Origin of the sequence: Massilia eburnea, assembly GCF_050709955.1 — a bacterium.
In the GTDB taxonomy this organism is placed as follows: Bacteria; Pseudomonadota; Gammaproteobacteria; order Burkholderiales; family Burkholderiaceae_D; genus Rugamonas; species Rugamonas eburnea_A.
Window position 1 is genome coordinate 107,531 of record NZ_JBNZFX010000003.1, and the last position, 21,152, is coordinate 128,682.

Sequence of the window (21,152 nt, forward strand, 5' to 3'; positions counted from 1 at the left end):
CTCCTTAGCGCGCCGTCACTGGCGCAAAAGCTGGACGGTCGATGTGGCGCCCTGCGCCTTCGACTGCCCGCAAATCTCCACGATGGAAAACGACCTTGCCTGCCGCCACCGTGGTGCTCGGAATCCCTTTGACTGTACGTCCCTCGAAGACATTGAAGCCGCCCTTTGCAAACTGGGTCTTGGCCGAAATCGTGCGGGTGCCTTCCGGGTCCCACACCACGATATCCGCATCCGAACCGGCGGCTATCACACCCTTGCGCGGATAGATATTGAAGATCTGCGCAGCATTGGCCGACGTTACGCGCACGAATTCGGACGGAGTCAACTTTCCGCTGTTGACGCCTTCATCCCAGATTACGGCCATGCGGTCTTCCACGCCGCCGCAGCCGTTCGGGATCTTGGTGAAGTCGTTGCGGCCTGCCGCTTTCTGCTCGGCGCAGAAGGTGCAGTGGTCGGTGGCAGTGGTGTGCAGGTTACCGCCTTGCAGGCCTTGCCACAACGCTTTCTGGTGCTCGCGGCTGCGGAATGGCGGGCTCATGACGTGTCCCGCTGCAAATTCGAAGTCGGGATGGTCGTACACGCTGTCGTCCACGATCAGGTGGCCGGCCAGCGCCTCGCCGTACACACGCTGGCCGGCGGCGCGGGCGCGGGTGATGGCGTCCAGCGATTCCTTGCATGACACGTGCACGATATACAGCGGCGTATTCAGGACGTTGGCAATCGCGATGGCGCGGTTGGCCGCCTCAGCCTCCACCGCCGGTGGACGCGACAGCGGATGCGCCTTCGGCCCGGTGATCCCTTGGCGCAGAAGGTCTTGCTGCAGCTGATACACCAGCTCGCCGTTCTCGGCATGCACGGTCGGCATCGCGCCCAGTTCCAGCGCTCGGCGGAAGCTTTTCACCAGCGTTTCATCGTCCGCCATGATGGCGTTCTTGTACGCCATGAAATGCTTGAAGCTGTTCACGCCATGGTTACGCACCAGAGTGCCCATTTCCTCATGCACCTTGTCCGACCACCAGGTAATCGCCACGTGGAAGGTGTAGTCGCCCGCCGCCTTCTCCGCCCAGCCCCGCCATTGGTGATAAGCCTCGAGCAGCGGTTGCTGAGGGCTGGGGATGACGAAGTCGATGATGGTGGTGTTGCCGCCAGATAGGCCAGCCGCCGTGCCTGTGAAGAAATCATCCTGGGTGACAGTGCCCATGAAGGGCAGGTTCATGTGGGTGTGCGGGTCGATCCCGCCCGGCATCACGTACTGGCCGCCGGCATCGATCACTTCCGCCCCCGCCGGCGCTGCAAGCGCGGGGCCAACGGCAACGATCTTGTCGCCCTCACACAGCACGTCGGCGCGGAAAGCACGGTCCGCGTTGACTACAGTACCGCCACGAATCAAAGTTGCCATTTACGCGTTCTCCGGAATCGGTGGTTGCACGGCCTTGGCCGCCCTGCCCTTCATCAAGATGCCGTACACCAGCGCCGCGATCGCGATGCCGACGAACCATGCATAGGTATAAATCAGCTTGAAGCCTTCGCCCACGTCACCGAACGATGCCGGGAAGGCTGCATTCAGGAAGCCCGGCACATTGGGCGCCACGCCAAACGCAAAGGCCAGCAACGCAGCGGAGTTCCAGCCGTTGGTGTAGCTGTATTCACCGTTGTCGACATACAGCGCGCCGACGTTCAGCTCGGTCTTGCGAATCAGGTAGTAGTCGACGATCAGTACGCCCGCAATCGGGCCGAGCAAGGCCGAGTAACCAATCAGCCATGTGAAGATATAGCCCTGCGTGGTCTCCAGCAGCTTCCACGGCATCATCGCCAGTGCGATGCCTGCAGTGATGTAGCCGCCGGTACGGTAGGAAATATGCTTTGGCGCCAACGCGGAAAAGTCATAGGCCGGGCCAACCAGGTTGGCCGCCAGGTTGACCGAGATCGTGTCGATCAGCAGGACCACCAGCGCCACCAGCACTGCCACTCCGGTCATGCGGCTGGCCAGGTCGACCGGATCCCAGATCGCCTTGCCGTACAAAACAACGGTGGCGGAAGTGACGATCACCGCCAGCGCAGCCAGCAGGCCCATAGGCACCGGCAGCCCAACCGACTGGCCCAGCACCTGGTCGCGCTGCGTTTTCGCGAAGCGGGTGAAGTCGGGGATGTTCAACGCCAGCGTGGCCCAGAAGCCGATCATCGCCGTCAGCGAAGGCCAGAACGTCGGCCAGAACTGACCGGCTTTCTTACCGCCTTCCACGAACTGCGATGGCTGTTCCAGCAAGGTACCGAAGCCGCCCGCCTTCTGGTACACCCAGCCAAGCAGCACGAAGCAGATGATGATCTTCAGTGGCGCGGTATAAGTTTCCAGTTTGCGGATCGCATCCATGCCGTGCACGATGTACCAGAACTGGATCGCCCAGAATGCGATGAAACAAAGCAGCTGCGCGCCATTGATGCCAAGGCCGCCGATCTTGGCGCCTCCGATCTCGCCGCCCATCATCACGCCAAGCAGCGTATAGATCATCTGCCCGCCAAACCAGGTCTGGATGCCGTACCACCCGCAGGCCACAATGGCGCGCATCAGCGCCGGCAGCCGCGCGCCGGAAGTTCCGAACGAAGCGCGCGCCAACACCGCGTATGGAATGCCGTACTTGGTGCCTGCATGCCCGATCAGCAGCATCGGCAACAGCACAATGGTATTGGCGAGGAAAACAGTGAGGACAGCCTGTCCCGCCGACATGCCGCCTTCAATCAGGCTGGCAGCCAGCGTGTAGGCGGGAATGCACATGACCATCCCAACCCAGAGTGCAGCGAAGTGATACCAGCGCCAGGTGCGCTGCGATTCATTGGTCGGGGCCAGGTCTTCGTTCCACAACTGGGAATTGTCGCTCATGCAGTCTCCTTGATTTCGGCGCGAGGATTACGTGGATCCTGCGTCCAGTTCATGTAAGGTTTGCCCGTTGGGACCGCGACCATCGTAATACAACCTTGCACCGGACAGGTAATCTCGCACAGGTTGCAGCCGACGCATTCGTCGTCATTGACCTTGTAAGTGCGCGTGCCGGTGGCTTCGTCCACCAGCTGGAAGATGGACTGGTGCGACGTATCCTCGCAGGCCACATAACAGCGGCCGCACTTGATACAGTCGTCCTGGTTAATGTGCGCGATGGACTTGTAATTCATGTCCAGGAATTTCCAGTCCGTGGTGTTCGATACCGCCTTGCCCATGAAATCGTCCAGCGACTTGTAGCCCTTGGAATCCATCCAGCGCTCCAGGCCATCCTTCATCTCCTGCACGATGCGGAAGCCGTGCAGCATCGCCGCGGTGCAGACCTGCACGCAACCTGCGCCAAGCGCGATGAATTCAGCCGCATCCTTCCAGTTGCCGATGCCGCCGATGCCGGAAATCGGCAAACCGCGCGTTTCGGGATCGCGCGCAATCTCGGCCACCATGTTCAGTGCAATCGGCTTGACCGCAGGCCCGCAATATCCGCCGTGAGTGCTGGCGCCGCCCACGTTGGGGAAGGCGACCATCTTGTCCAGGTCCAGCGAGGTGATGGAGTTGATGGTGTTGATCAGCGAAACCGCATCGGCGCCGCCGGACTTGGCTGCACGTGCCGGGCGGCGGATGTCGGTAATATTCGGTGTCAGCTTGACGATCACCGGCAGCCTGGTGTGCTTCTTGCACCATGCCGTCACCTGCTCCACGTACTCCGGCACTTGGCCGACAGCGGAGCCCATGCCGCGCTCCGGCATGCCATGCGGGCAACCGAAATTCAGCTCGATGCCGTCGGCACCGGTCGCCTCCACCTTCGGCAAGATCGCCGCCCAGTAATGCTCCTCGCAAGGCAGCATCAGAGACACCACAATCGCGCGGTCCGGCCAGGCCTTCTTCACCTCGGTGATTTCCTGCAGGTTCAAGTCCAGCGAACGGTCGGTAATCAGCTCGATGTTATTGAAACCCAGGACTTCACGGTTTTTGCCATAAATGGCGGAGTAGCGTGAGGACACGTTGACCGCCGGCGGATCTTCGCCCAGCGTCTTCCAGACCACGCCGCCCCACCCTGCTTCAAAGGCGCGGATCACGTTGTATGCCTTATCGGTCGGCGGTGCGGAAGCCAGCCAGAATGGATTCGGCGCCTTGATGCCGCAGAAGTTGACGCTCAGGTCGGCCATTATGCTGCCCCCTTCTTCGATTGGATGTCGGAATGGATCGCCATTGCGGCGCGCTTGCCGTGCTCCACGGCCTGCACCGTCAGGTCCTGGCCCAGCGAGACGCAGTCGCCGCCGGCGTAAATGCCCGGCAGGATGGTACGTAAGCTGTCATCCACATGGATCTTGTCGCCGTCGCGCTTCAGCATCGCAGCCAACGGATCGGCCAAAGCGGCCGGCTCCATCGCCTGGCCGATCGCCTTGAAAATCGCATCGGCCTGCAGTTCAAAAGTAATGCCGGTGCCGATCATGCGGGATCCTTCCATCGCCGTGCGTTCGAAGCGCATGCCACGCACGCGGCCAGCTTCGTCCAGCAGGACCTGCTGCGGCTGCGCCCAGGTCTGCATACGCACCTGGTTGGCCTTGGCAATATCCTGCTCGTGGTGGGTTGCGCTCATGGCGTCGAAGCCGCGGCGATAAACCATCGTCACTTCTTCCGCGCCGAGGCGCTGGATCTGCACGGCCATGTCGATGGCGGTATTACCGGCGCCGATCACGATAGCGCGGCGCGGCACCGGCAGCTTGGCAAGATCGTCGGCTTGGCGCAGTTCGGCGATGTAATCCACCGCCGCCATCAGCCCGGGAGCGTCTTCGCCGGTCAGGCCCAGTGCCCGGCTGGCGCCCAGGCCCAGCCCGAGGAAGACTGCATCGTATTGCGCGTGCAGTTCTTTCAGGTGCAGGTTGGCGCCCAGCTTCTGGCCATGACGCACCTCGATGCCGCCGATCCCCAACAGGAAGTCGACTTCCTTCTGTGCGAAGTTGTCGGTCAGTTTGTATTTCGCAATGCCGTATTCATTCAGCCCACCGGATTTCTCGTGCGCTTCGAAAATGACGACATCGTTGCCCAGCATGGCCAGGCGGTGCGCACAAGACAAGCCTGCAGGGCCGGCGCCGACAACGGCCACCTTCTTCCCGGTCGACGGCGCGCGCTGGAACGGATGACCGTCCAGCGTTGCGTTATCGAGCGCAAAGCGTTGCAGCAGGCCGATCTTGACAGGCTGCCCTTCCGCGTCATGATTGCGCACGCAGGCGTCCTCGCACAGGATCTCGGTCGGGCACACCCGCGAGCAGCTGCCACCGAGGATGTTCTGCTGCAGGATCGTGACAGCAGCGCCGTTCACGTTCCTGTCGTGGATGTTGCGGATGAAGCTGGCCACGTCGATGCTGGTTGGGCAGATGCGCGTACACGGCGCGTCGTAACAATACAGGCAGCGCGCGCTTTCAATAGCAGCCTGGCGCACGGTAAGGGGCGGCGCCAGGTCCGTGAAATGACCGGCCAGCTCTTCGTTCGTGGCTTTCGGCTGCGGTATGTATTTGAGTGACTCGATCATTGGTTCCATCCTCACTTCATCTGTGGGAAAGCAAACTGTGCGCCAGCACTTGCGGTATTTGGCCAGCGCTCCATCACGGCCTTGTGGCGGGTGTAGAAACGCACACCTTCCGGACCATAGGCGTGGTGGTCGCCAAACATGCTGCGCTTCCACCCGCCGAAACTATTGAATGCCATCGGCACCGGCAGCGGCACGTTGACACCCACCATGCCGACCTGGATCTGGCGTACGAATTCGCGCGCCACGCCGCCATCTCGCGTGAACACTGCGACGCCGTTTCCGTATTCATTCTTGTTGATCAGCTCAACTGCGGTCGCCACATCCGGCAGGCGCACCACGCACAGCACGGGGCCGAAGATCTCTTCTTTGTAGATGGTCATGTCCGGCGTGACGTGGTCGAACAGCGTGCCGCCGATGAAGAAGCCGTTCGGGCGGTCGGCAACCTGGTAGTTGCGGCCATCGACCACCAGGGTCGCGCCCTGCTCCACGCCTTCGCCAATCAGGCGCTCGATACGTTGCTTGGCGACCGACGTCACCACCGGCCCCATTTCGGCATCGGACGCCATGCCGTCGCGCACTTTCAGTGCAGCCGTGCGCTCTTTCAGTGCGCCCAGCAGTTTATCGGCCGCATCGCCGACCGCCGCGACAACGGAGATCGCCATGCAGCGCTCTCCCGCAGAGCCGAAGGCAGCGCCCATCAACGCATCAACGGCCATATCCATATCGGCGTCCGGCATCACCACCATATGATTCTTGGCGCCGCCCAGCGCCTGTACCCGCTTGCCATGCTGCGAGCCGCGCGAATAGATGTACTCCGCGATCGGTGTCGATCCGACGAAGCTGACCGCCTGCACGACCGGGTGATCCAGCAGAGCGTCAACCGCCACCTTATCGCCTTGCACAACGTTGAACACGCCATCCGGCAGGCCGGCTTCCTTCAGCAAGCGCGCGTGCAGCAGCGATGGCGACGGATCGCGCTCGGACGGTTTGAGGATAAAGGTATTGCCGCAAGCGATGGCGATCGGGAACATCCACATCGGCACCATCACCGGGAAGTTGAATGGCGTGATGCCGGCCACCACACCCAGTGGCATGCGCATCGACCAGGCATCGATGCCGCGCGCGATCTGGTCGGTGTACTCGCCCTTCATCAGCTGCGGGATACCGACCGCGAATTCCACCATCTCGATACCACGCGCCACTTCACCCTTGGCGTCCGCGAACGTCTTGCCATGCTCACGGGTCAGCATGGCGGCGAATTCCTCGGTGTGCTGGTGGCACAACTCGAGATACTTGAACAGCACGCGCGCCCGGGTCAGCGGCGGCGTGTTGGACCAGGCCGGAAAAGCCGCTTCCGCAGCACGCACGGCGGCATCGACTTCCTCTGCTGTGCCGAGCGCCACGCGGGCCACCGGTTCGCCCAGCGCGGGATTGAATACGTCGCCATAACGCCCGCCGGCCGTATCGACCTTGGCGCCATTGATAAAGTGGGTAATGGTATCGAGATTGCTCATTTCAAGCCCTGAGGATTAAGCCAGCAGCGATTCCGCCGGCACATAGGTATAGCCAAGATCGTGCGCCACCGCTTCATAGGTGACGTGACCCTGGCAGACATTGAGTCCATTGCGCAGGTGCGGGTTGGCCTTCATGGCCTTGGCCCAGCCCTTGTCGGCCAGCGCGACGGCATGGCCGATGGTGGCGTTGTTCAACGCAAAGGTGGAAGTACGGGCAACCGCGCCCGGCATATTGGCAACGCAGTAGTGCACTACGCCATCGACGATGAAGGTCGGGCTTTCGTGCGTAGTGGCGTGCGAGGTTTCAAAGCAGCCGCCCTGGTCGATGGCCACATCGACCACCACCGAGCCTTGCTTCATGCGCGACACCATGCTGCGCGTGACCAGCTTTGGCGCCGCGGCGCCAGGCACCAGTACGCCGCCGATCACCAGGTCGGCATCGGTCACCGCATCGTCGATGGTGTGGGCGTTGGAGAACATGGTCTGGATGCGGTTGCCGAACACCAGGTCAAGCTGGCGCAGGCGGTCGACGTTCTTGTCCAGCACCGTCACGCGTGCCCCCATGCCGACTGCGATCTGCAGCGCATTGGTGCCGACCACGCCGGCGCCGATAATCACCACATGGCCCGGGGCTACGCCAGGCACGCCGCCCAACAGGAGGCCCATGCCGCCTTTGGATTTTTCAAGATGGGCGGCGCCGGCCTGGATCGACATGCGCCCCGCCACTTCGCTCATCGGCGCCAGCAGCGGCAAGCCGCCGTTCGGTCCGGTGATGGTTTCATACGCAAGGCAGACCGCGCCGGATTTCACCAGCGCCTTGGTCTGCTCGGGATCGGGCGCCAAGTGCAGGTAGGTATAGAGAATCTGGTTCTGACGCAGCATTGCGCATTCTTGCGGCTGCGGCTCCTTCACTTTGACGATCATTTCGGCCTTGGCGAAGATTTCCTCCGCGGTCGGGATGATCGTAGCGCCGGAGCCCACGTACATTTCGTCGGTCAGACCGATTGCAGCGCCCGCGTTGTGTTGCACCATGACCTGGTGCCCGCGGAGTGTCAGTTCCTTTACGCTGGCCGGGGTAAGGCCAACGCGCGATTCCTGATTCTTGATTTCCTTCGGTACGCCTACCAACATGGTTCGTCTCCTCTCGTTTTTAGGAACCGGTAAACCGGGGTCTGACGGGACGGCCATCCGGCAAGTGTCAGACCCTGTCTGCTCAGCCGCTATTGGTTTTGGTTCGAGGCTTTTGACTTTCGACGAAAATCAAAGACCTGGAACCAACCCCGCGCCAGCTGATCAGACAGGGTCTGACACTTGTGTCAGACCCCGGTTTACCGGTTTTCAATCAAGCGTCTTCAAAACCTTTCCAAGCTTGTCGAACAATTCGTCGATGTGCTTCTTCTCAAAGGTGAGTGGTGGCGACAGCGCGATGATGTCGCCGGTGGTGCGGATCAACAGCCCATCCGCGAAAGCTTTCTTGAACGCGGCGTAAGCGCGCGCGCCAGGCGCACCGGCCCGCGGCGCCAGCTCGATGCCGGCTACCAGGCCAATGGTGCGAATGTCGATCACATGCGGCAGGCCTTTCAGCGAATGCACCGCATCTTCCCAGTACGGCTGGATCTCCTTGGCGTGGTCCAGCAGCTTCTGTTCCTTGAATACCTCCAGCGTGGCCAGCGACGCGGCGCAGGCCACCGGGTGGCCGGTGTAGGTGTATCCGTGGAACAGCTCAATGCCAGCCGGCGCATCCATGAAGGCGTCGTGGATGAACTTCTTGCTGAACACCGCGCCCATCGGGATAGTGCCGTTGGTCAGGCCTTTGGCGGCGGTCATCATGTCCGGTTCGACGTCGAAGTAGTCGGTCGCGAACGGCGTGGTCAGGCGGCCAAAACCGGTGATCACTTCATCGAAGATCAGCAGAATGCCGTGCTTGGTGCACAGTTCACGCAGGCGCTTCAGGTAGCCCTTTGGCGGCACCAGCACGCCGGTGGAGCCGGCCACCGGTTCCACGATCACGGCGGCGATGGTCGATGCGTCGTGCAGCGCCACGATACGCTCCAGTTCATCGGCCAGGTGCGTGCCGTACTCCGGCTCGCCGCGCGTGAAGGCGTTCTTTTCAAGGTTGTGCGTGTGCGGCAGGTGGTCGACGCCTGGCAGCAGCGTGCCATACGGCTTGCGGTTGCCGGCAATGCCGCCGACCGAGATGCCGCCGAAGCCGACACCGTGATAAGCGCGCTCGCGGCCGATCAGGCGCGTGCGGGAAGCTTCACCGCGCGCCTTGTGATAGGCCAGCGCAATCTTCAGCGCGGTATCCACCGCTTCGGAACCGGAGTTGGTATAGAACACGTGGCCGAAGCGATGGTTGGTATATTCCATCAGTTTTTCGGCGAGGTCGAAGGCGGCCGGGTGGCCCATCTGGAAGGTTGGCGCGAAGTCAAGCTGGCCGACCATTTCACTGACTGCCGCCACGATTTTCGGCTGACGGTGGCCGCACGGTACGCACCACAGGCCTGCGGTGCCGTCCAGGATCTGGTTGCCATCGACGTCCTTGTAATACACGCCTTCCGCAGAAACCAGCAGGCGCGGACTGGCCTTGAAATCTCGGTTGTTCGTGAACGGCATCCAGAAAGATGCCAGGGACTGCGGCCGGGCTTCGTTCATTGCTATCTCCCTCGGTGGGTTTTTTACGATGCTCAAAAAACTTTACCAGTTGGCAAAATCATGATGCAATAATAGACAGCAAGTTAACTATGGCACATATACACATACGCGGAAACGTTCCAACCGTACAGGTAGCAAAAACAGTACAGTTCTAGAGGCCCCAATGGACGACAGCGCAACTCCCAACTCCGCATGGCCCGTGCTTTCCATTGAGCGCGCGAAGAAGGGCAGCCTGGTTGAAAAGATCGTGGACGCCATCAGCGCCATGGTGGCAAGCCGCGAGCTGCGCGTTGGCACAAAGATGCCGTCGGTCAGGCAATTTGCGAAGTGTAATGGCATCAGCACCTTTACAGTTGTCGAAGCTTACGACCGCCTGGTCACCCTCGGACTGTTGTCATCACGCCGCGGTTCCGGCTATTTTGTTGCTCGCCACGACGTCCCGGCCCTGCTGCCGCAGACGGCCATGTTCGCCACGCCGGCCGCCGTCGATGCCCTGACGCCCGAACTGTATTCCGGCGCCTCCGAGGCGCTGCCAGTCGGTGCCGGATGGCTGCCGCCCGAGTGGTATGGCGAAGACACCATCCTCGACGCGGTGCGCCACGCCATGCGCATCCCGGCCAACCGCCTGCGCGGCTACGGTCACCCGCTCGGTTTCCCCGGCCTGCGGCAATACATGGCGTCCACCTTAAGCGACGAACTGTTCGCTATTGAAGCGGAGCAGATCCTGCTCACGCATGGCGCCACTCACGCCTTCGACCTGATCCTGCGCACATTGACCAAGCCGGGCGACACGGTCTTCGTGGAAGACCCGGTGTACAGCAACCTGCTGTCGCTGATCCGCCACCACGGCTGCCATGCCGTCGGCATTCCGCGCGACGAGCATGGCCTGGATATGGATTTCCTCGCGGCGCAGGCACGCGAGACCCAGCCCAAGCTCATGTTCGTCAACACCGTGCTGCAAAATCCACTCGGCACCAGCCTGACGCAGGCCCAGGCGCACCGCCTGCTGGGATTTGCCGAACAGTTCGACTTCTGGCTGGTGGAAGACGATATCTACCGCGAGCTCACCGCACGCGGCGAAGCTTCGCTGGCCGCGATGGATGGCTTGCGGCGCGTGATCCGGGTCGGCAGCTTTTCCAAGACGCTGTCGCCGGTGCTGCGCGTCGGTTCTATCTGCGCTTCCGCTTCGCTGCTGCCAGAGTTGGTACGCGTGAAGATGCTGGCCGGCCTCACCACCTCGGAAGTGAACGAACGCGCCGCCTACCACGCGATCACCGCACGGCCCTACAAACGCATGGTGGAAAAGCTGGTGTCGCAACTGGCCGAAGGCCGCGAGCGCACCACCGACCTGCTTGCGCTGGCCGGCATGGCACCGATCGCCAGGCCACGCGGCGGCATGTTCGTCAGCGCCGGATGGCAACAGGCGCCGTCGCAGGACTGCAACGGCAAGCTGCTGGCGGACCAGGCGCTGAAGTCCGGCATCCTGCTCGCACCCGGCGAGTTTTTCCAATTACGGCAGCCGGCATCGATCTGGTTCCGCTTCAACGTCGCTTATTCGGACAGCCCACAACTGCGGAACTTCCTGCAGTCCATCAGGAGGGAATATGGCATCAGCTAAATTGCGCCGCGTGATCAACCGCGACCGGCTGGAAGCGGATATCGCCGCCGAAGCCGTGCGCGTGTTTGCGGAGTCGGGCTACGAAGGCGCCTCCGTCTCCACCATTGCGGACAACGTCGGCCTGTCGAAACAGAACCTGATGTACTACTTCCCGACCAAGCAGGCGCTCTACCAGCGCGTACTGGACGATGTGCTGGACGAATGGCTGGCGCGCATGGCCAATATTGCGGAACCGGACGGCGAGCCGGCCGAAGTGCTGCGAGCCTATATAAAAGCCAAACTGGATTTCTCGCGCGAGCATCCCTGGGGTTCGCGCGTCTACGCCATGGAAGTGATCAGCGGCGCACCGCTATATGGCGAGCAGATTCGAGCACGCGTGGTGCCGCTGGTGCGCAAGGATATCGAAGTATTCGAACGCTGGATCGCCGAAGGCCGCATCGTCCCCGTCAACGCCACCCACCTTTTGTTTGCGATCTGGGCCATGACCCAGTCCTACGCCGACTTCTCCAGGCAGATGCAGCTGGTGCTTGGCACCGGCCAATTGACCGGCGCCGATTTCGTCAATGCTGAAGAGACCATCACCAGGCTGGTGATCGCCTCCCTGCTCCCCGCCAAACCATAGCTCAAGCCAGGCAATGCGACGCTCACCCGGCCTCCCGCGCTACCGCCAGCAATTCCGAGATGGCCCTGCCATCATCCGGATATAGCGCGCCACCGAAGCGCAACGTCAGGTCGACTTTCGCGCCGTCCGGCAACAACAGCGGCTCCCTTGTCGCGGCCTGTTTGAAGCGCAGCACCTGGCTCTGGACGATGGAGCGCCGTGCAGCCACGCTCAGGATCACGCCGAATTCATCGACACCCAAGCGTGCCAGCACATCGCCCTCGCGGCATTCCCTGCCAAGCCGCCGCGCTAGTTCCACCATCACGTCGCGGTGCTGCGGACGCACGCGCACCACCATCACGCCCACATGGCCGCTGCGCGCTATCGCATCATCAACCCGGACCCGCAATTGCTCGTAAAACGAAGAACGGTTTGGCAGCGCCGTCGCGGGGTCTTGCGTCACCTTGCGCTGCAGGACTTGCGCGCCCTCTTGCGAAGCATGGAACATCAGCGCGGCAGTCATGTCGGCAATCGCCTGTCCCAGCAGCACTTCATCTTCATCGAAAGGCCGCGGTGCACGCCACGCCAGTTTCAGCACGCCGCCCGCCTGCTCGCCAAACAGCAGCGGCAGGATCGCCATCGAACGCAGACCCACTCGGCGGCAGGCTTCGCGATTCACGCGTTCATCGATTTCGGAATCGGTACAGGTGGCAGGCTGGCGCGAGGTCAGCACGAGTCCCGATAAACTGCCTTTGATCTGCATGCGCAGGCCAAGCTGCGCTTCCGCCAGGCCATGTGCCGCGCGGTAGACCACCTCGCTGCCTTCCACCAGCTCGATGACGGCGCCATCCGCGCCAGTCAACTGCATGGCTTTTGCCGCAGCCAGGTCCATCAGGGCGCCGAAGGCCGGTCCAAGCCGCGCCAGTTCAAGCTGGGCATCGACGATGGCAACCAGCTTCGATTGGGGAAGATCCAGCCGGTCGTTCATGGCCTACTCCTGTACTGGTGTGATCTGCACGCTTGCTACGCGCCACTTCCCTTCCTTGCGCACATAGACGTCAATATAGCGGTAATGGCTGCCGAACGGTTTTCCGTCATAACTCCCGGTCATGCGCGTGCGGCCGCTCACCAGCGCCACGTCGTCGCCGTAGAAGCGTATATCCATGTCGTCCACGCCATAGGGATTGATGACCAGCTTGGGCGACATGATCGCGTCGAGAAAGGCAGCCTTGCCGGCCACGTCGCCGCGCGCGCTGATCTGGCGGAACTCTTCCGCCATGTTGTCCGCGATGGCGGCGCGGTCCTTGCGGATGATGGCTTTGTCCCATGCATCGGCCTGTCGCGCAAGTTCTTCCGATGGCGACACGGCAAAGGCGCTTACCGCGCCAAACGCCAGTGCTGCCGCGATCATCGATAGGCGAATCTTCATTGGCTTTCCAGTTTCAAGTTGTCGTTCCCCTTAAATCGGGAACCGGACCCGGAACACTCTCGGATATTCAGCCGGGTAAGGGGCGGCTATGCGGATTGCATCGGCCACGCCGCTGACGGCAGCACCGTCCTGGCTCTCTACAAGATCAAGCCCGCTGATGTCGCCACTCTCGCTCAGGCTTACTTCATATTCAACCGGCCGTTCGACCCGGATCGGTTCGACATTCTTTGTAATCCACTGCATTTCCATCACGGTGAGTTGCCGCAGCGGTTCCTTCTTGCGCAAGATCCGGAAGTCGGTTGCACCCAAGTAGATCCAGGCAACGACCCAGGCAAGGCCGAACCAGCGCAGCAACTCGAGTGAGCGCGATTCAGTTTCCTCCAGCCGGCCAGTTTCCTGCGCTTTTACCTGCGCCACCAGCTGCGACATATGCTTGCGCCACTGTTCAACCTTGCGCGGCGCACAGGTCAGGTACGTCAAGTCCGGGTACCTGGTGGATACGAATTCCGCAATCAGGATATCTCGCGCCAGGTCTGCAAGGCCCGGCATCCCAGTATCGCGCAGACAGTCGATCACACGCGTATGATTGGTGCGCGCCTCTTCCGGCTGCATCCGCAAAAACTTCAGGTCCTCGATGGCACCGGCCAGTGCGTCAAAATCATCCAGGTAGGCAGGCAGCCGGCGGCCATCCCAGTAGAATATTTCACATGCAGCCGGGAATAGATACTCATGTCCCGGACGCCAACCCTCATCCAGCAATGCCGCTACCGCTGCTTCAAAAGTCTCGGAATCCGCCAGGTTCACCGGACGCAGCTGGTGCAACGCTTGCCGCGCGTGCTCCAGCGACTGAAGCCCATGCAATTGCGCCAGCGCACCCTCCTTCGGCCCATGCTCCTGAATGGGCTCAGGAAGCTCCTGCGCGCCCTCCTCGATCCAGCGCAATGCGGCCTCGTAGGCCTCACGTAAAGACTGGAACGCCGCAGGCTCCGCTTCCTGGTTGATGAGTTTCAGTTCGCGAGCATAAGCGCGGCGAATGACCCGCGCATCCGTGGATGAGTCAAGGCTAAGGCGATCAAGGAATTTCAAAGTGGTGCTGCGCTTAAATATGCTGGTCGATCAGGATAGGATTGCCGTCCGGGTCAATGGCGATGATGTAGGCCGGCCCGCTGCCCGATTCGTCGGCGCGGGCGGCCAGCGCCACGCCGTTTTCTTCAAGCTGGTGTTGTAGCTGGCGCACATCGGTGTAGCCCGGCACGAGCTGTGCATTGCTGTCCCAGCCGGGATTGAAGGTCAGCGTGTTCTTTTCGATCATGCCCTGGAACAGGCCAATCACCTGCTCGCCATTCTTCATGATCAGCCAGTTCTGCTCGATATTGCCGCCAAAGTCCTTGAATCCGAACTTCACGTAAAACTCACGCGAAGCACGGATGTCTTTGACGTTCAGGCTAAGGGAAAATACACCGAGTTGCATGCCGAACTCCTCCGATCGCTTGGACCATGCCAATCTATCATTGGCTCAGATTGCCAGCAAGGCCTCGGGGACTTTGACGCCAGCTTGCTGGCACGCCTGCGCCACAGCGCGAATCTCCTGCTTCAGGCTGGCGGTGCTGCCCGGCAGGCTACGCAGCATGAAGAAGGTGGGCGTATCGACCTTGCTGATCTTGCGCATGGTATTCATTGCCGCCTTTGCTTCCGGCAAGTCTTTCATCAGCTGCTCGTATTGCGCAACCGCCTGGGCCAGCGTGGCCAGGCCAGGTTCCAGCCGTGCGGCCGGCACCGGGCCGCCTGCGGCAAGCGCCTTGGTGGCCGAGGTCACGCCGCGCAACTGGGTTTCCAGGGTCTCCTCAACCGCACGGCGCGACATCGCTTCGGACAACTGGCCGGCGCGCTCGCCCATTGCCGCCGCTTCCTGCGGCTGGCCCAGGGCGGCCAGCAATTGCTGGCTGCCAGTCAGCGTCATGCGGCTGGCATCGATAAAGCGCGTCATCATTGCCTTGGTCGGATCATCGGCGCGATCCATGCCGTTGAATGTCGCTCCGCCATTCCCGCTCGACATCTGGGCTTGCGCCACCGGGGCGAACAGGGATAAAACCAGGGTACTTGCCAGCAAAATACGCATGAAACCACTCCGTAAATGGGTGAGAAAATAGTATCAAAAAGCTAAAACTGATTTTACTGGCCTTCCTTGTTAAAATGCAAAAAATTCCTAGAGTCAGCACTCCATGCCAGCTTTCGCACCCTTCACCCTGAGCTCCCAGCGCCTGCAACTGCGCTCACTGTCCGCAGCCGACGTGCCTGCGCTGTACCGCATGTATTCCGACCCGGACGCCATGCGCTACTGGAGCAGCGCGCCGTGGGACAGCATGGGGCAGGCCGAAGCCTATCTCGCCGCCGCGCAGGAGGGCTACCAAAGCGGTGACCTGCTGCGCATGGGGGTGGAGGTCGGGGGCGAGCTGGCCGGCATTATCAACCTGTACAGTTTCAACCGCCAGAACCGCCGCTGCGATATCGGCTATATGCTGGACCGCGCGTTCTGGGGCAAGGGTTATATGCAGGAAGCCATGGCCGCCCTGATCGACCATGCGTTCCGCGTCCTGCGCCTGCACCGCATCGAAGCCGACATCGATCCGCGCAATACCGCCTCCGCCAAGTTGCTGAAGGGCTTGCACTTTGTGCACGAGGGCCATATGCGTGAGCGCTGGATCATCAATGGCGAGATCTGCGACACCGACTTTTTCGGCTTGCTGCGATCCGATTGGCTGGCTGCACGCTAGCCGTTCATCGCGCCCCATGGCAGGTCATCCGCCCCGCAGTGCAATTCGTCGGATGTCACTCCACTGTTGCCGCCCGCAGCGGTACAGTTGCATCATCGAAACGCAAGGAGGAAATGATGAAAACGATTAACAAAAGCGCCAAGGAAACCGTGAAAGAAGTCTGGCAAGCCATTATCGGCATCGGCCGCCACTTCGTGCGCACGCTGGACCATATGTCCTGGCCCGCCATCGTTGGCATGTGCATTGTGATCGCCCTGTTCCTGACCATCCTGCCCCTGGTCATCACCCTGTTTATCGGCGTGCTGATTGCCAAGCTGGCCATCAACGTCTTCGGAGACAAAAAGCAACATGGGTAAACGGACGCGCAGCGTGCTCTCTTTCGTTGGGGAGATTGGCGACACGGCCAGCAGCCTGTGGTGGGACTTCTTCGACTGGCTGGCACAGGTGCCTTTGCGCCAGCTGGTCGTGACGTGGATGCTCGCCTTCCTGCTCGGCCTGACGCCTGTGCTGCATCCGAAACAAGTAGCTTTCTTCATCATCGGCTCAGCCGGCCTGAAGATCCTCGCCGGCGGCAAGCGCAAGGCGGAAATCGAAGCACGCAAGTCCGCGGCCCAGGCCGGCAACGAAAGCCTGGAGCGGCGCCTGGTGGAAGCCCAGATGTCGGCCCTGCAGGCGCAGGTCGAACCGCATTTCCTGTTCAACACCCTGGCCCTGATCGGCCAGCTGATCGAGACCGACCCGCCGGAAGCGGCCAAGATCCACACCCATTTGATCGAATACCTGCGCGCCACCCTGCCCCAGATGCGCTCGCGCGGCAACGGCACGCTGGGCCGCCAGATCCAGATGGCGCATTCCTATCTCGCCATCATGCAGGCCCGCATGAAGTCGCGTCTGTCGGTATCGATCGACGTGCCGCAGGAACTGGAAAGCGCGACCTTCCCGCCGATGATGCTGCAGATCCTGATCGAGAATTCGATCAAGCACGGCCTGGAGCCGAAAGTGGCGGGCGGCCGCATCGATATCCGCGCCAGCGTCAACGGCAGCGTGCTGCAAGTGGACGTGCAGGATGACGGCGTCGGCTTCAATGCCTATGCCGGCGATGGCGTCGGCCTGACCAATGTGCGCGAACGCCTGAAGCTGATGTACGGCACCCGCGCACAATTGCTGATTGAGCAGCCGGTCGACGGCGGCTGCCGCGCCGCGATCTGCATTCCGTTTGCACCAGATATCTTTGCCAAGCCCTGAGCCATGAGCAACCAGCCCAAAGCCACCGCCATCATCGCCGACGATGAAGAACCGATGCGCGACATGTTGCGCAAGCGCCTGCACGAAGCCTGGCCCGAGCTGGAAATCGTGGCCGAAGCGGCCAACGGCATCGAAGCGATCGCGCTGGCCGGCCAGCACCAGCCCGACATCGTGTTCCTCGATATCCGCATGCCCGGCCTGACCGGCATCGAAGCGGCACGCATGCTGTTCAATCGTTGCCACATCGTCTTCATCACTGCCTACGACCAATATGCGATTGAGGCATTCGAACAAGGCGCCTTGGATTACCTGCTCAAGCCAGTCAACCTGGAACGCCTGAAAACCGCCTGCGAGCGCCTGCAAACGCGCCTCGGCAAGACACCCAATAATATCGAACGCCAACTCAGCCAGCTGTTGCAGCAGAGCGGCCGCAGCCCGGCGGCCGGCGCAGGCGCGCCGCAGCCAGAATACCTGCACTGGATCCAGGCCCAGGTCGGTAACAGCCTGCGCATGATCTCCACCAAGGAAGTGTTGTTCTTTCGCGCCGATGAAAAATATACGCGCGTGCAAACGGCCCAGGGCGAATTCTTGATCCGCAAAACCTTGAAGGAACTGGAAGACGAGCTGGACCCGAATGAATTCTGGCGCATCCATCGCTCCACCCTCGTGCGCGTCGATGCGATTGCCGAGGTGACGCGCGACCTGCGCGGCCGCCAGATGGTCCGCGTGCGCAACTCCACCGAAGAACTCGAAGTCAGCCGCGGCAACACCCATTTATTCCAGCAAATGTAGGTCGCCCGCGCTCGCTTGCCCCCGCTACGGTGCTGGTCTATATTGACCTGACTATGCCGTGATTACCGGGAGAGAACGATGACGATTCCAAAGGCCACGCGCGCGACCATCCTGCCCTGCCTGCGTTACCGCGACGCGCCGGCCGCCATCGACTGGCTGTGTAACACCTTGGGCTTCAAGGCCACGCTGGTGGTCCCCAACGAAGACGGCACCATCGCCCATGCCCAGCTTTCTTACGGTAACGGCATGGTCATGCTAAGCTCCATCTTTGACACCGACTATGGCCGTTTGCTGAGGCAGCCAGCCCAGCTCGGGATGGTTGTCACCCAAACCGCCTACCTGGTCGTCAACGACGCCGACGAAGTGCACGCGCGCTGCGTGCAAGCCGGGGCGCCAATCGAGATGCCCTTGCAGGACGAAGATTACGGCGGCCGTGGATTTACCTGTCGAGATCCCGAAGGGCATGTGTGGAGCATAGGCACTTATGACCCTTGGGAGCACTGATGGGACGCGCAGTTCACTTTGAAATCCAGGCCAGCGAGCCACAAGCCCTGATCGATTTTTACGGAAAGATGTTCGACTGGAGCTTTTCCAAATGGGAAGGCGGCGAATACTGGCTGGTCGGCACCGGAGAAGTCGGTGCGCCCGGCATCAATGGCGGCCTGCTGCCGCGCCGCGGGCCGCGCCCGGAAGAAGGCGCCTCCGTCAACGCCTTCGTCTGCACCGTCGATGTGGAAGACCTCGACAAATCCCTTGCCCTGCTGACGGAACTGAAAGGCACAGTCGCGGTGCCGAGAATGCCGGTGCCCGGCGTCGGCTGGCTGGCCTATGCCAAGGACCCGGACGGCAATATCTTCGGCATGATGCAGAACGATGCCAGCGCATCCTTCGAGGGAGCTTGAATGAGCGATGAGCAGGCAATCCGCGAGCTGGTCGCGGAGTGGACCCGCGCCACCCTGGCTGCCGACGTCGACCGCATTTTGCCGCTGATGACCGAAGACGTCGAGTTCTACGTCGCCGGCCAGCCCATCATGCGCGGCCGAGCCGCCTTCGAGAAAGGCGTGCGCGCGGTGCTGGCATCGCATCGCGTGGAATCGCACGCCGAGGTGCAGCAAGTCGAGGTCGGCGGCAACCTGGCCTACTGCACAACACAGTTGCGGGTGGCAATTACGCCGCTGGCGGGCGGCGAGACCATGCACAAGCAAGGCAATGTGCTGTCGGTGTACCGCAAGAACGTTGCCGGCAAATGGCAGCTGGCGCGCGACGCCAACCTGCTTGGCTGAGTGCTAGTTGATGGCCGCGACCAGGGCGGCATCTGCCACCTGGGCCGGGCGAATCTTGATCAGGCTGCGGTACAGCGGAGGCAGGTGGCTGCACAGTTCGTGCAGCGCCTGCTCCGGCATCGCCGGGCGCACGTACTGGAACTGGGCCGGATTGTTGTGCGGCAGAGCGCCTTCCATGGTCGATCCATACGCGCCGAGCGCCATGAAGCTCAGTGCGCCTTCATCCGGGCCCACTGCAAACACAAACGTGCCGTCTTTCGGGTGCCCCAGGTAATGGCGCACCTCGGCCTGCGTTGCCGCATCGGCGCCTTCCATCAGCTTGTAGCGCAGTTGTGCATAGGCTCGCGTGCACTCCATGAATGCGGTGCGGATGGTGGATGTCTGCAGGCGGCCGTGGCAGCACAGCAGCAGGTTGCCGAACGAGTCCAGCAGCGCCACCGCATCGCCCTTGCCGCCTTGCGCCTTGTCGCGCGCCATTGCTTGCCGCAGGTACGGCGCCAGCCCCACGTCCGGCGTGCGCGGCGCGCAGCGGTAGGTCAAGGCATCGGGGAAGGCGCGCTTCAGCGCACGCACGATGAAATGGTCTTCCGGCAGCGTAGCCGGGTCTTTCAACTCCGCTTGCGGCGGATCGATATTAAACAAGTCCATCACGTTGGCCGAGGTGGCCTCGAACACCAGCGAGCATAAGGCTTGCGTAGGCTCGGCGATGGTTTTGCCGATGAAAAATGGCTTCGGCGAGGCCCCTGCCCCGCGCCGTGCATACGAGGAAGTACCCAGCACGGCCGGATAGGCGAAAGTGCGCTCGGCCTGCGGGCGCAGCGCCACCGGCAGCGATGGATAAAAGGCGGAACCGTTGTAGTTGATACCGGCCTTGCTGTCCGGCGCCGCTACGACGACATTGAAACCTGCCGCCAGGATGGCGCCCGTGCACATGCAGCACGGGTCGAGCGAGGTCACAATCGTGACTTCCTCTGGAGGCGGCAGTTCATTGCCTTTCGCGCGTTCGGCGAAGTACCAGTCGATCAACTGGCGTTCGCTGTGCGCGGTAGGGTCATAGATCAGGCCATGCTTGATGACGTTGTTATGCAGCGCCTTGAGCACGCTGCCGCTGGCGTCCAGCATCACGCCGCCGACGCCGAAGGTGCCCTGGGTCTTTGCTGCAATGGCTTCCGCCGCCGCGATGGCGACGGCCGTTTGAACGTCGATGGCCTTCTTCACGCGTGTTACTTCTTCAAGTCCCAGCCGCCGAAGGCTTCCGGGAGCAGTTCGGCTGCGGTGGTTTCGCGGACGTCGCCTTTCAGGTTGGCCAGCACGACCGGCAGCTGGTTGCCGCCCAATTCCAGCGTGACCTGGCGGCAGGCGCCGCAAGGAGCGATCGGGTTGTCCGTTTCGCCGACGACTGCCAGCTTGTCAAAATCGCCCGGCTGGTAGCCTTCTGCGATGGCGCTGAAGAAGGCGGTACGCTCGGCGCAGTTGCACAGGCCGTAGCTGGCGTTTTCCACGTTACAGCCGTGGAAAACTTTGCCGTCCTTCGCCAGTAGCGCGGCACCGACCTTGAAGTTGGAATATGGCGTATAGGCTTTCAGGCGCGCCGCCTTGGCCTGTTCGATCAGTTTTTCGTTGTTCATTCTTTCTCCAAAACCGGTAAATCTGGGTCAGACCCAAGGGTCCGACCCGCCATCTCCGGAGTCAGTGGCCTGGCCAAAGACGGGT

General features: G+C 61.8%; 23 protein-coding genes. 9 read left to right on the forward strand and 14 right to left on the reverse strand.

Annotated elements, in window-relative coordinates; all coding sequences use genetic code 11:
- Positions 1-4: 4 nt before the first annotated feature.
- The 7 genes from hydA to ACQ4MM_RS03680 all read right to left on the reverse strand — a co-directional run bounded on the left by hydA (position 5) and on the right by ACQ4MM_RS03680 (position 9,697).
- Positions 5-1,399 carry a dihydropyrimidinase gene (hydA, locus tag ACQ4MM_RS03650; RefSeq protein WP_431476097.1) on the reverse strand — a complete coding sequence of 465 codons (1,395 nt, stop codon included), beginning with the start codon at positions 1,397-1,399 and terminating at the stop codon, positions 5-7.
- A complete protein-coding gene (locus ACQ4MM_RS03655) occupies positions 1,400-2,878 on the reverse strand; it encodes an NCS1 family nucleobase:cation symporter-1 (RefSeq protein ID WP_431476098.1) in 1,479 nt (492 codons plus the stop codon).
- Positions 2,875-4,161, reverse strand: coding sequence for an NAD-dependent dihydropyrimidine dehydrogenase subunit PreA (preA, locus tag ACQ4MM_RS03660; protein ID WP_431476099.1), 1,287 nt, complete (start codon positions 4,159-4,161; stop codon positions 2,875-2,877). The genes ACQ4MM_RS03655 and preA overlap by 4 nt, the downstream gene beginning before the upstream one ends.
- Positions 4,161-5,528, reverse strand: a complete 1,368-nt coding sequence (locus ACQ4MM_RS03665) for an NAD(P)-dependent oxidoreductase (protein ID WP_431476100.1) — start codon at positions 5,526-5,528, stop codon at positions 4,161-4,163. The genes preA and ACQ4MM_RS03665 overlap by 1 nt, the downstream gene beginning before the upstream one ends.
- Positions 5,529-5,539: 11 nt before the next feature.
- Positions 5,540-7,042, reverse strand: coding sequence for a CoA-acylating methylmalonate-semialdehyde dehydrogenase (locus ACQ4MM_RS03670; RefSeq protein ID WP_431476101.1), 1,503 nt, complete (start codon positions 7,040-7,042; stop codon positions 5,540-5,542).
- A gap of 15 nt (positions 7,043-7,057) precedes the next feature.
- Entirely contained in the window at positions 7,058-8,173 is a 1,116-nt protein-coding gene (gene ald / locus ACQ4MM_RS03675; RefSeq protein WP_431476102.1) for an alanine dehydrogenase, read from the reverse strand.
- A 207-nt stretch (positions 8,174-8,380) separates the two neighbouring features.
- A complete protein-coding gene (locus tag ACQ4MM_RS03680; RefSeq protein WP_431476103.1) occupies positions 8,381-9,697 on the reverse strand; it encodes an aspartate aminotransferase family protein in 1,317 nt (438 codons plus the stop codon).
- A 163-nt stretch (positions 9,698-9,860) separates the two neighbouring features.
- On the opposite strand from ACQ4MM_RS03680, the gene ACQ4MM_RS03685 reads away from it, so the two are divergent.
- Both ACQ4MM_RS03685 and ACQ4MM_RS03690 read left to right on the forward strand, forming a co-directional pair.
- On the forward strand, positions 9,861-11,315 hold the full coding sequence (locus ACQ4MM_RS03685; protein ID WP_431476104.1) for a PLP-dependent aminotransferase family protein: 1,455 nt from the start codon (positions 9,861-9,863) through the stop codon (positions 11,313-11,315).
- The gene (locus ACQ4MM_RS03690; RefSeq protein WP_431476105.1) at positions 11,302-11,937 is read left to right on the forward strand and encodes a TetR/AcrR family transcriptional regulator; all 636 of its coding nucleotides are present in this window, start codon (positions 11,302-11,304) and stop codon (positions 11,935-11,937) included. Before ACQ4MM_RS03685 ends, ACQ4MM_RS03690 begins: the two co-directional genes overlap by 14 nt.
- A 22-nt stretch (positions 11,938-11,959) precedes the next feature.
- Here ACQ4MM_RS03690 and ACQ4MM_RS03695 read toward each other — a convergent pair whose 3' ends face one another.
- From ACQ4MM_RS03695 to ACQ4MM_RS03715, 5 genes are read right to left on the reverse strand one after another with little or no spacing between them, the layout of a single operon-like run.
- On the reverse strand, positions 11,960-12,904 hold the full coding sequence (locus tag ACQ4MM_RS03695; RefSeq protein WP_431476106.1) for a diguanylate cyclase domain-containing protein: 945 nt from the start codon (positions 12,902-12,904) through the stop codon (positions 11,960-11,962).
- Positions 12,905-12,907: 3 nt separating this feature from the next.
- Positions 12,908-13,345: a nuclear transport factor 2 family protein gene (locus tag ACQ4MM_RS03700; RefSeq protein WP_431476107.1), complete on the reverse strand. Its 438-nt coding sequence runs from the start codon at positions 13,343-13,345 to the stop codon at positions 12,908-12,910.
- A gap of 30 nt (positions 13,346-13,375) precedes the next feature.
- Entirely contained in the window at positions 13,376-14,431 is a 1,056-nt protein-coding gene (locus ACQ4MM_RS03705) for a hypothetical protein (RefSeq protein ID WP_431476108.1), read from the reverse strand.
- A 13-nt stretch (positions 14,432-14,444) separates the two neighbouring features.
- Entirely contained in the window at positions 14,445-14,816 is a 372-nt protein-coding gene (locus tag ACQ4MM_RS03710) for a VOC family protein (protein WP_431476109.1), read from the reverse strand.
- A 45-nt stretch (positions 14,817-14,861) separates the two neighbouring features.
- The gene (locus tag ACQ4MM_RS03715) at positions 14,862-15,464 is read right to left on the reverse strand and encodes a hypothetical protein (RefSeq protein ID WP_431476110.1); all 603 of its coding nucleotides are present in this window, start codon (positions 15,462-15,464) and stop codon (positions 14,862-14,864) included.
- A 103-nt stretch (positions 15,465-15,567) separates the two neighbouring features.
- Here ACQ4MM_RS03715 and ACQ4MM_RS03720 point away from each other — a divergent pair, with 103 nt between their 5' ends.
- From ACQ4MM_RS03720 to ACQ4MM_RS03750, 7 genes are all read left to right on the forward strand, one after another.
- Positions 15,568-16,119 carry a GNAT family N-acetyltransferase gene (locus tag ACQ4MM_RS03720; protein WP_431476111.1) on the forward strand — a complete coding sequence of 184 codons (552 nt, stop codon included), beginning with the start codon at positions 15,568-15,570 and terminating at the stop codon, positions 16,117-16,119.
- 113 nt (positions 16,120-16,232) lie between these two features.
- Complete coding sequence (locus ACQ4MM_RS03725; RefSeq protein WP_431476112.1) at positions 16,233-16,475, forward strand: hypothetical protein; 243 nt, start codon at positions 16,233-16,235, stop codon at positions 16,473-16,475.
- Positions 16,468-17,364 (forward strand): sensor histidine kinase, encoded by an 897-nt coding sequence (locus tag ACQ4MM_RS03730; RefSeq protein ID WP_431476113.1) that lies wholly within the window; start codon positions 16,468-16,470, stop codon positions 17,362-17,364. The genes ACQ4MM_RS03725 and ACQ4MM_RS03730 overlap by 8 nt, the downstream gene beginning before the upstream one ends.
- Before the next feature lie 3 nt (positions 17,365-17,367).
- Complete coding sequence (locus tag ACQ4MM_RS03735; RefSeq protein WP_431476114.1) at positions 17,368-18,156, forward strand: LytR/AlgR family response regulator transcription factor; 789 nt, start codon at positions 17,368-17,370, stop codon at positions 18,154-18,156.
- Positions 18,157-18,234: 78 nt separating this feature from the next.
- A complete protein-coding gene (locus ACQ4MM_RS03740) occupies positions 18,235-18,660 on the forward strand; it encodes a VOC family protein (RefSeq protein ID WP_431476115.1) in 426 nt (141 codons plus the stop codon).
- Positions 18,660-19,058, forward strand: coding sequence for a VOC family protein (locus ACQ4MM_RS03745; RefSeq protein WP_431476116.1), 399 nt, complete (start codon positions 18,660-18,662; stop codon positions 19,056-19,058). Before ACQ4MM_RS03740 ends, ACQ4MM_RS03745 begins: the two co-directional genes overlap by 1 nt.
- Positions 19,059-19,439 carry a YybH family protein gene (locus ACQ4MM_RS03750; RefSeq protein WP_431476117.1) on the forward strand — a complete coding sequence of 127 codons (381 nt, stop codon included), beginning with the start codon at positions 19,059-19,061 and terminating at the stop codon, positions 19,437-19,439.
- A gap of 3 nt (positions 19,440-19,442) precedes the next feature.
- On the opposite strand, the gene ACQ4MM_RS03755 is transcribed toward ACQ4MM_RS03750, so the two are convergent.
- Both ACQ4MM_RS03755 and ACQ4MM_RS03760 read right to left on the reverse strand, forming a co-directional pair.
- Positions 19,443-20,657, reverse strand: a complete 1,215-nt coding sequence (locus ACQ4MM_RS03755) for a nucleoside deaminase (protein WP_431476118.1) — start codon at positions 20,655-20,657, stop codon at positions 19,443-19,445.
- A 5-nt stretch (positions 20,658-20,662) separates the two neighbouring features.
- Positions 20,663-21,067: a cytidine deaminase gene (locus ACQ4MM_RS03760; protein WP_431476119.1), complete on the reverse strand. Its 405-nt coding sequence runs from the start codon at positions 21,065-21,067 to the stop codon at positions 20,663-20,665.
- Between the last annotated feature and the right edge of the window lie 85 nt (positions 21,068-21,152).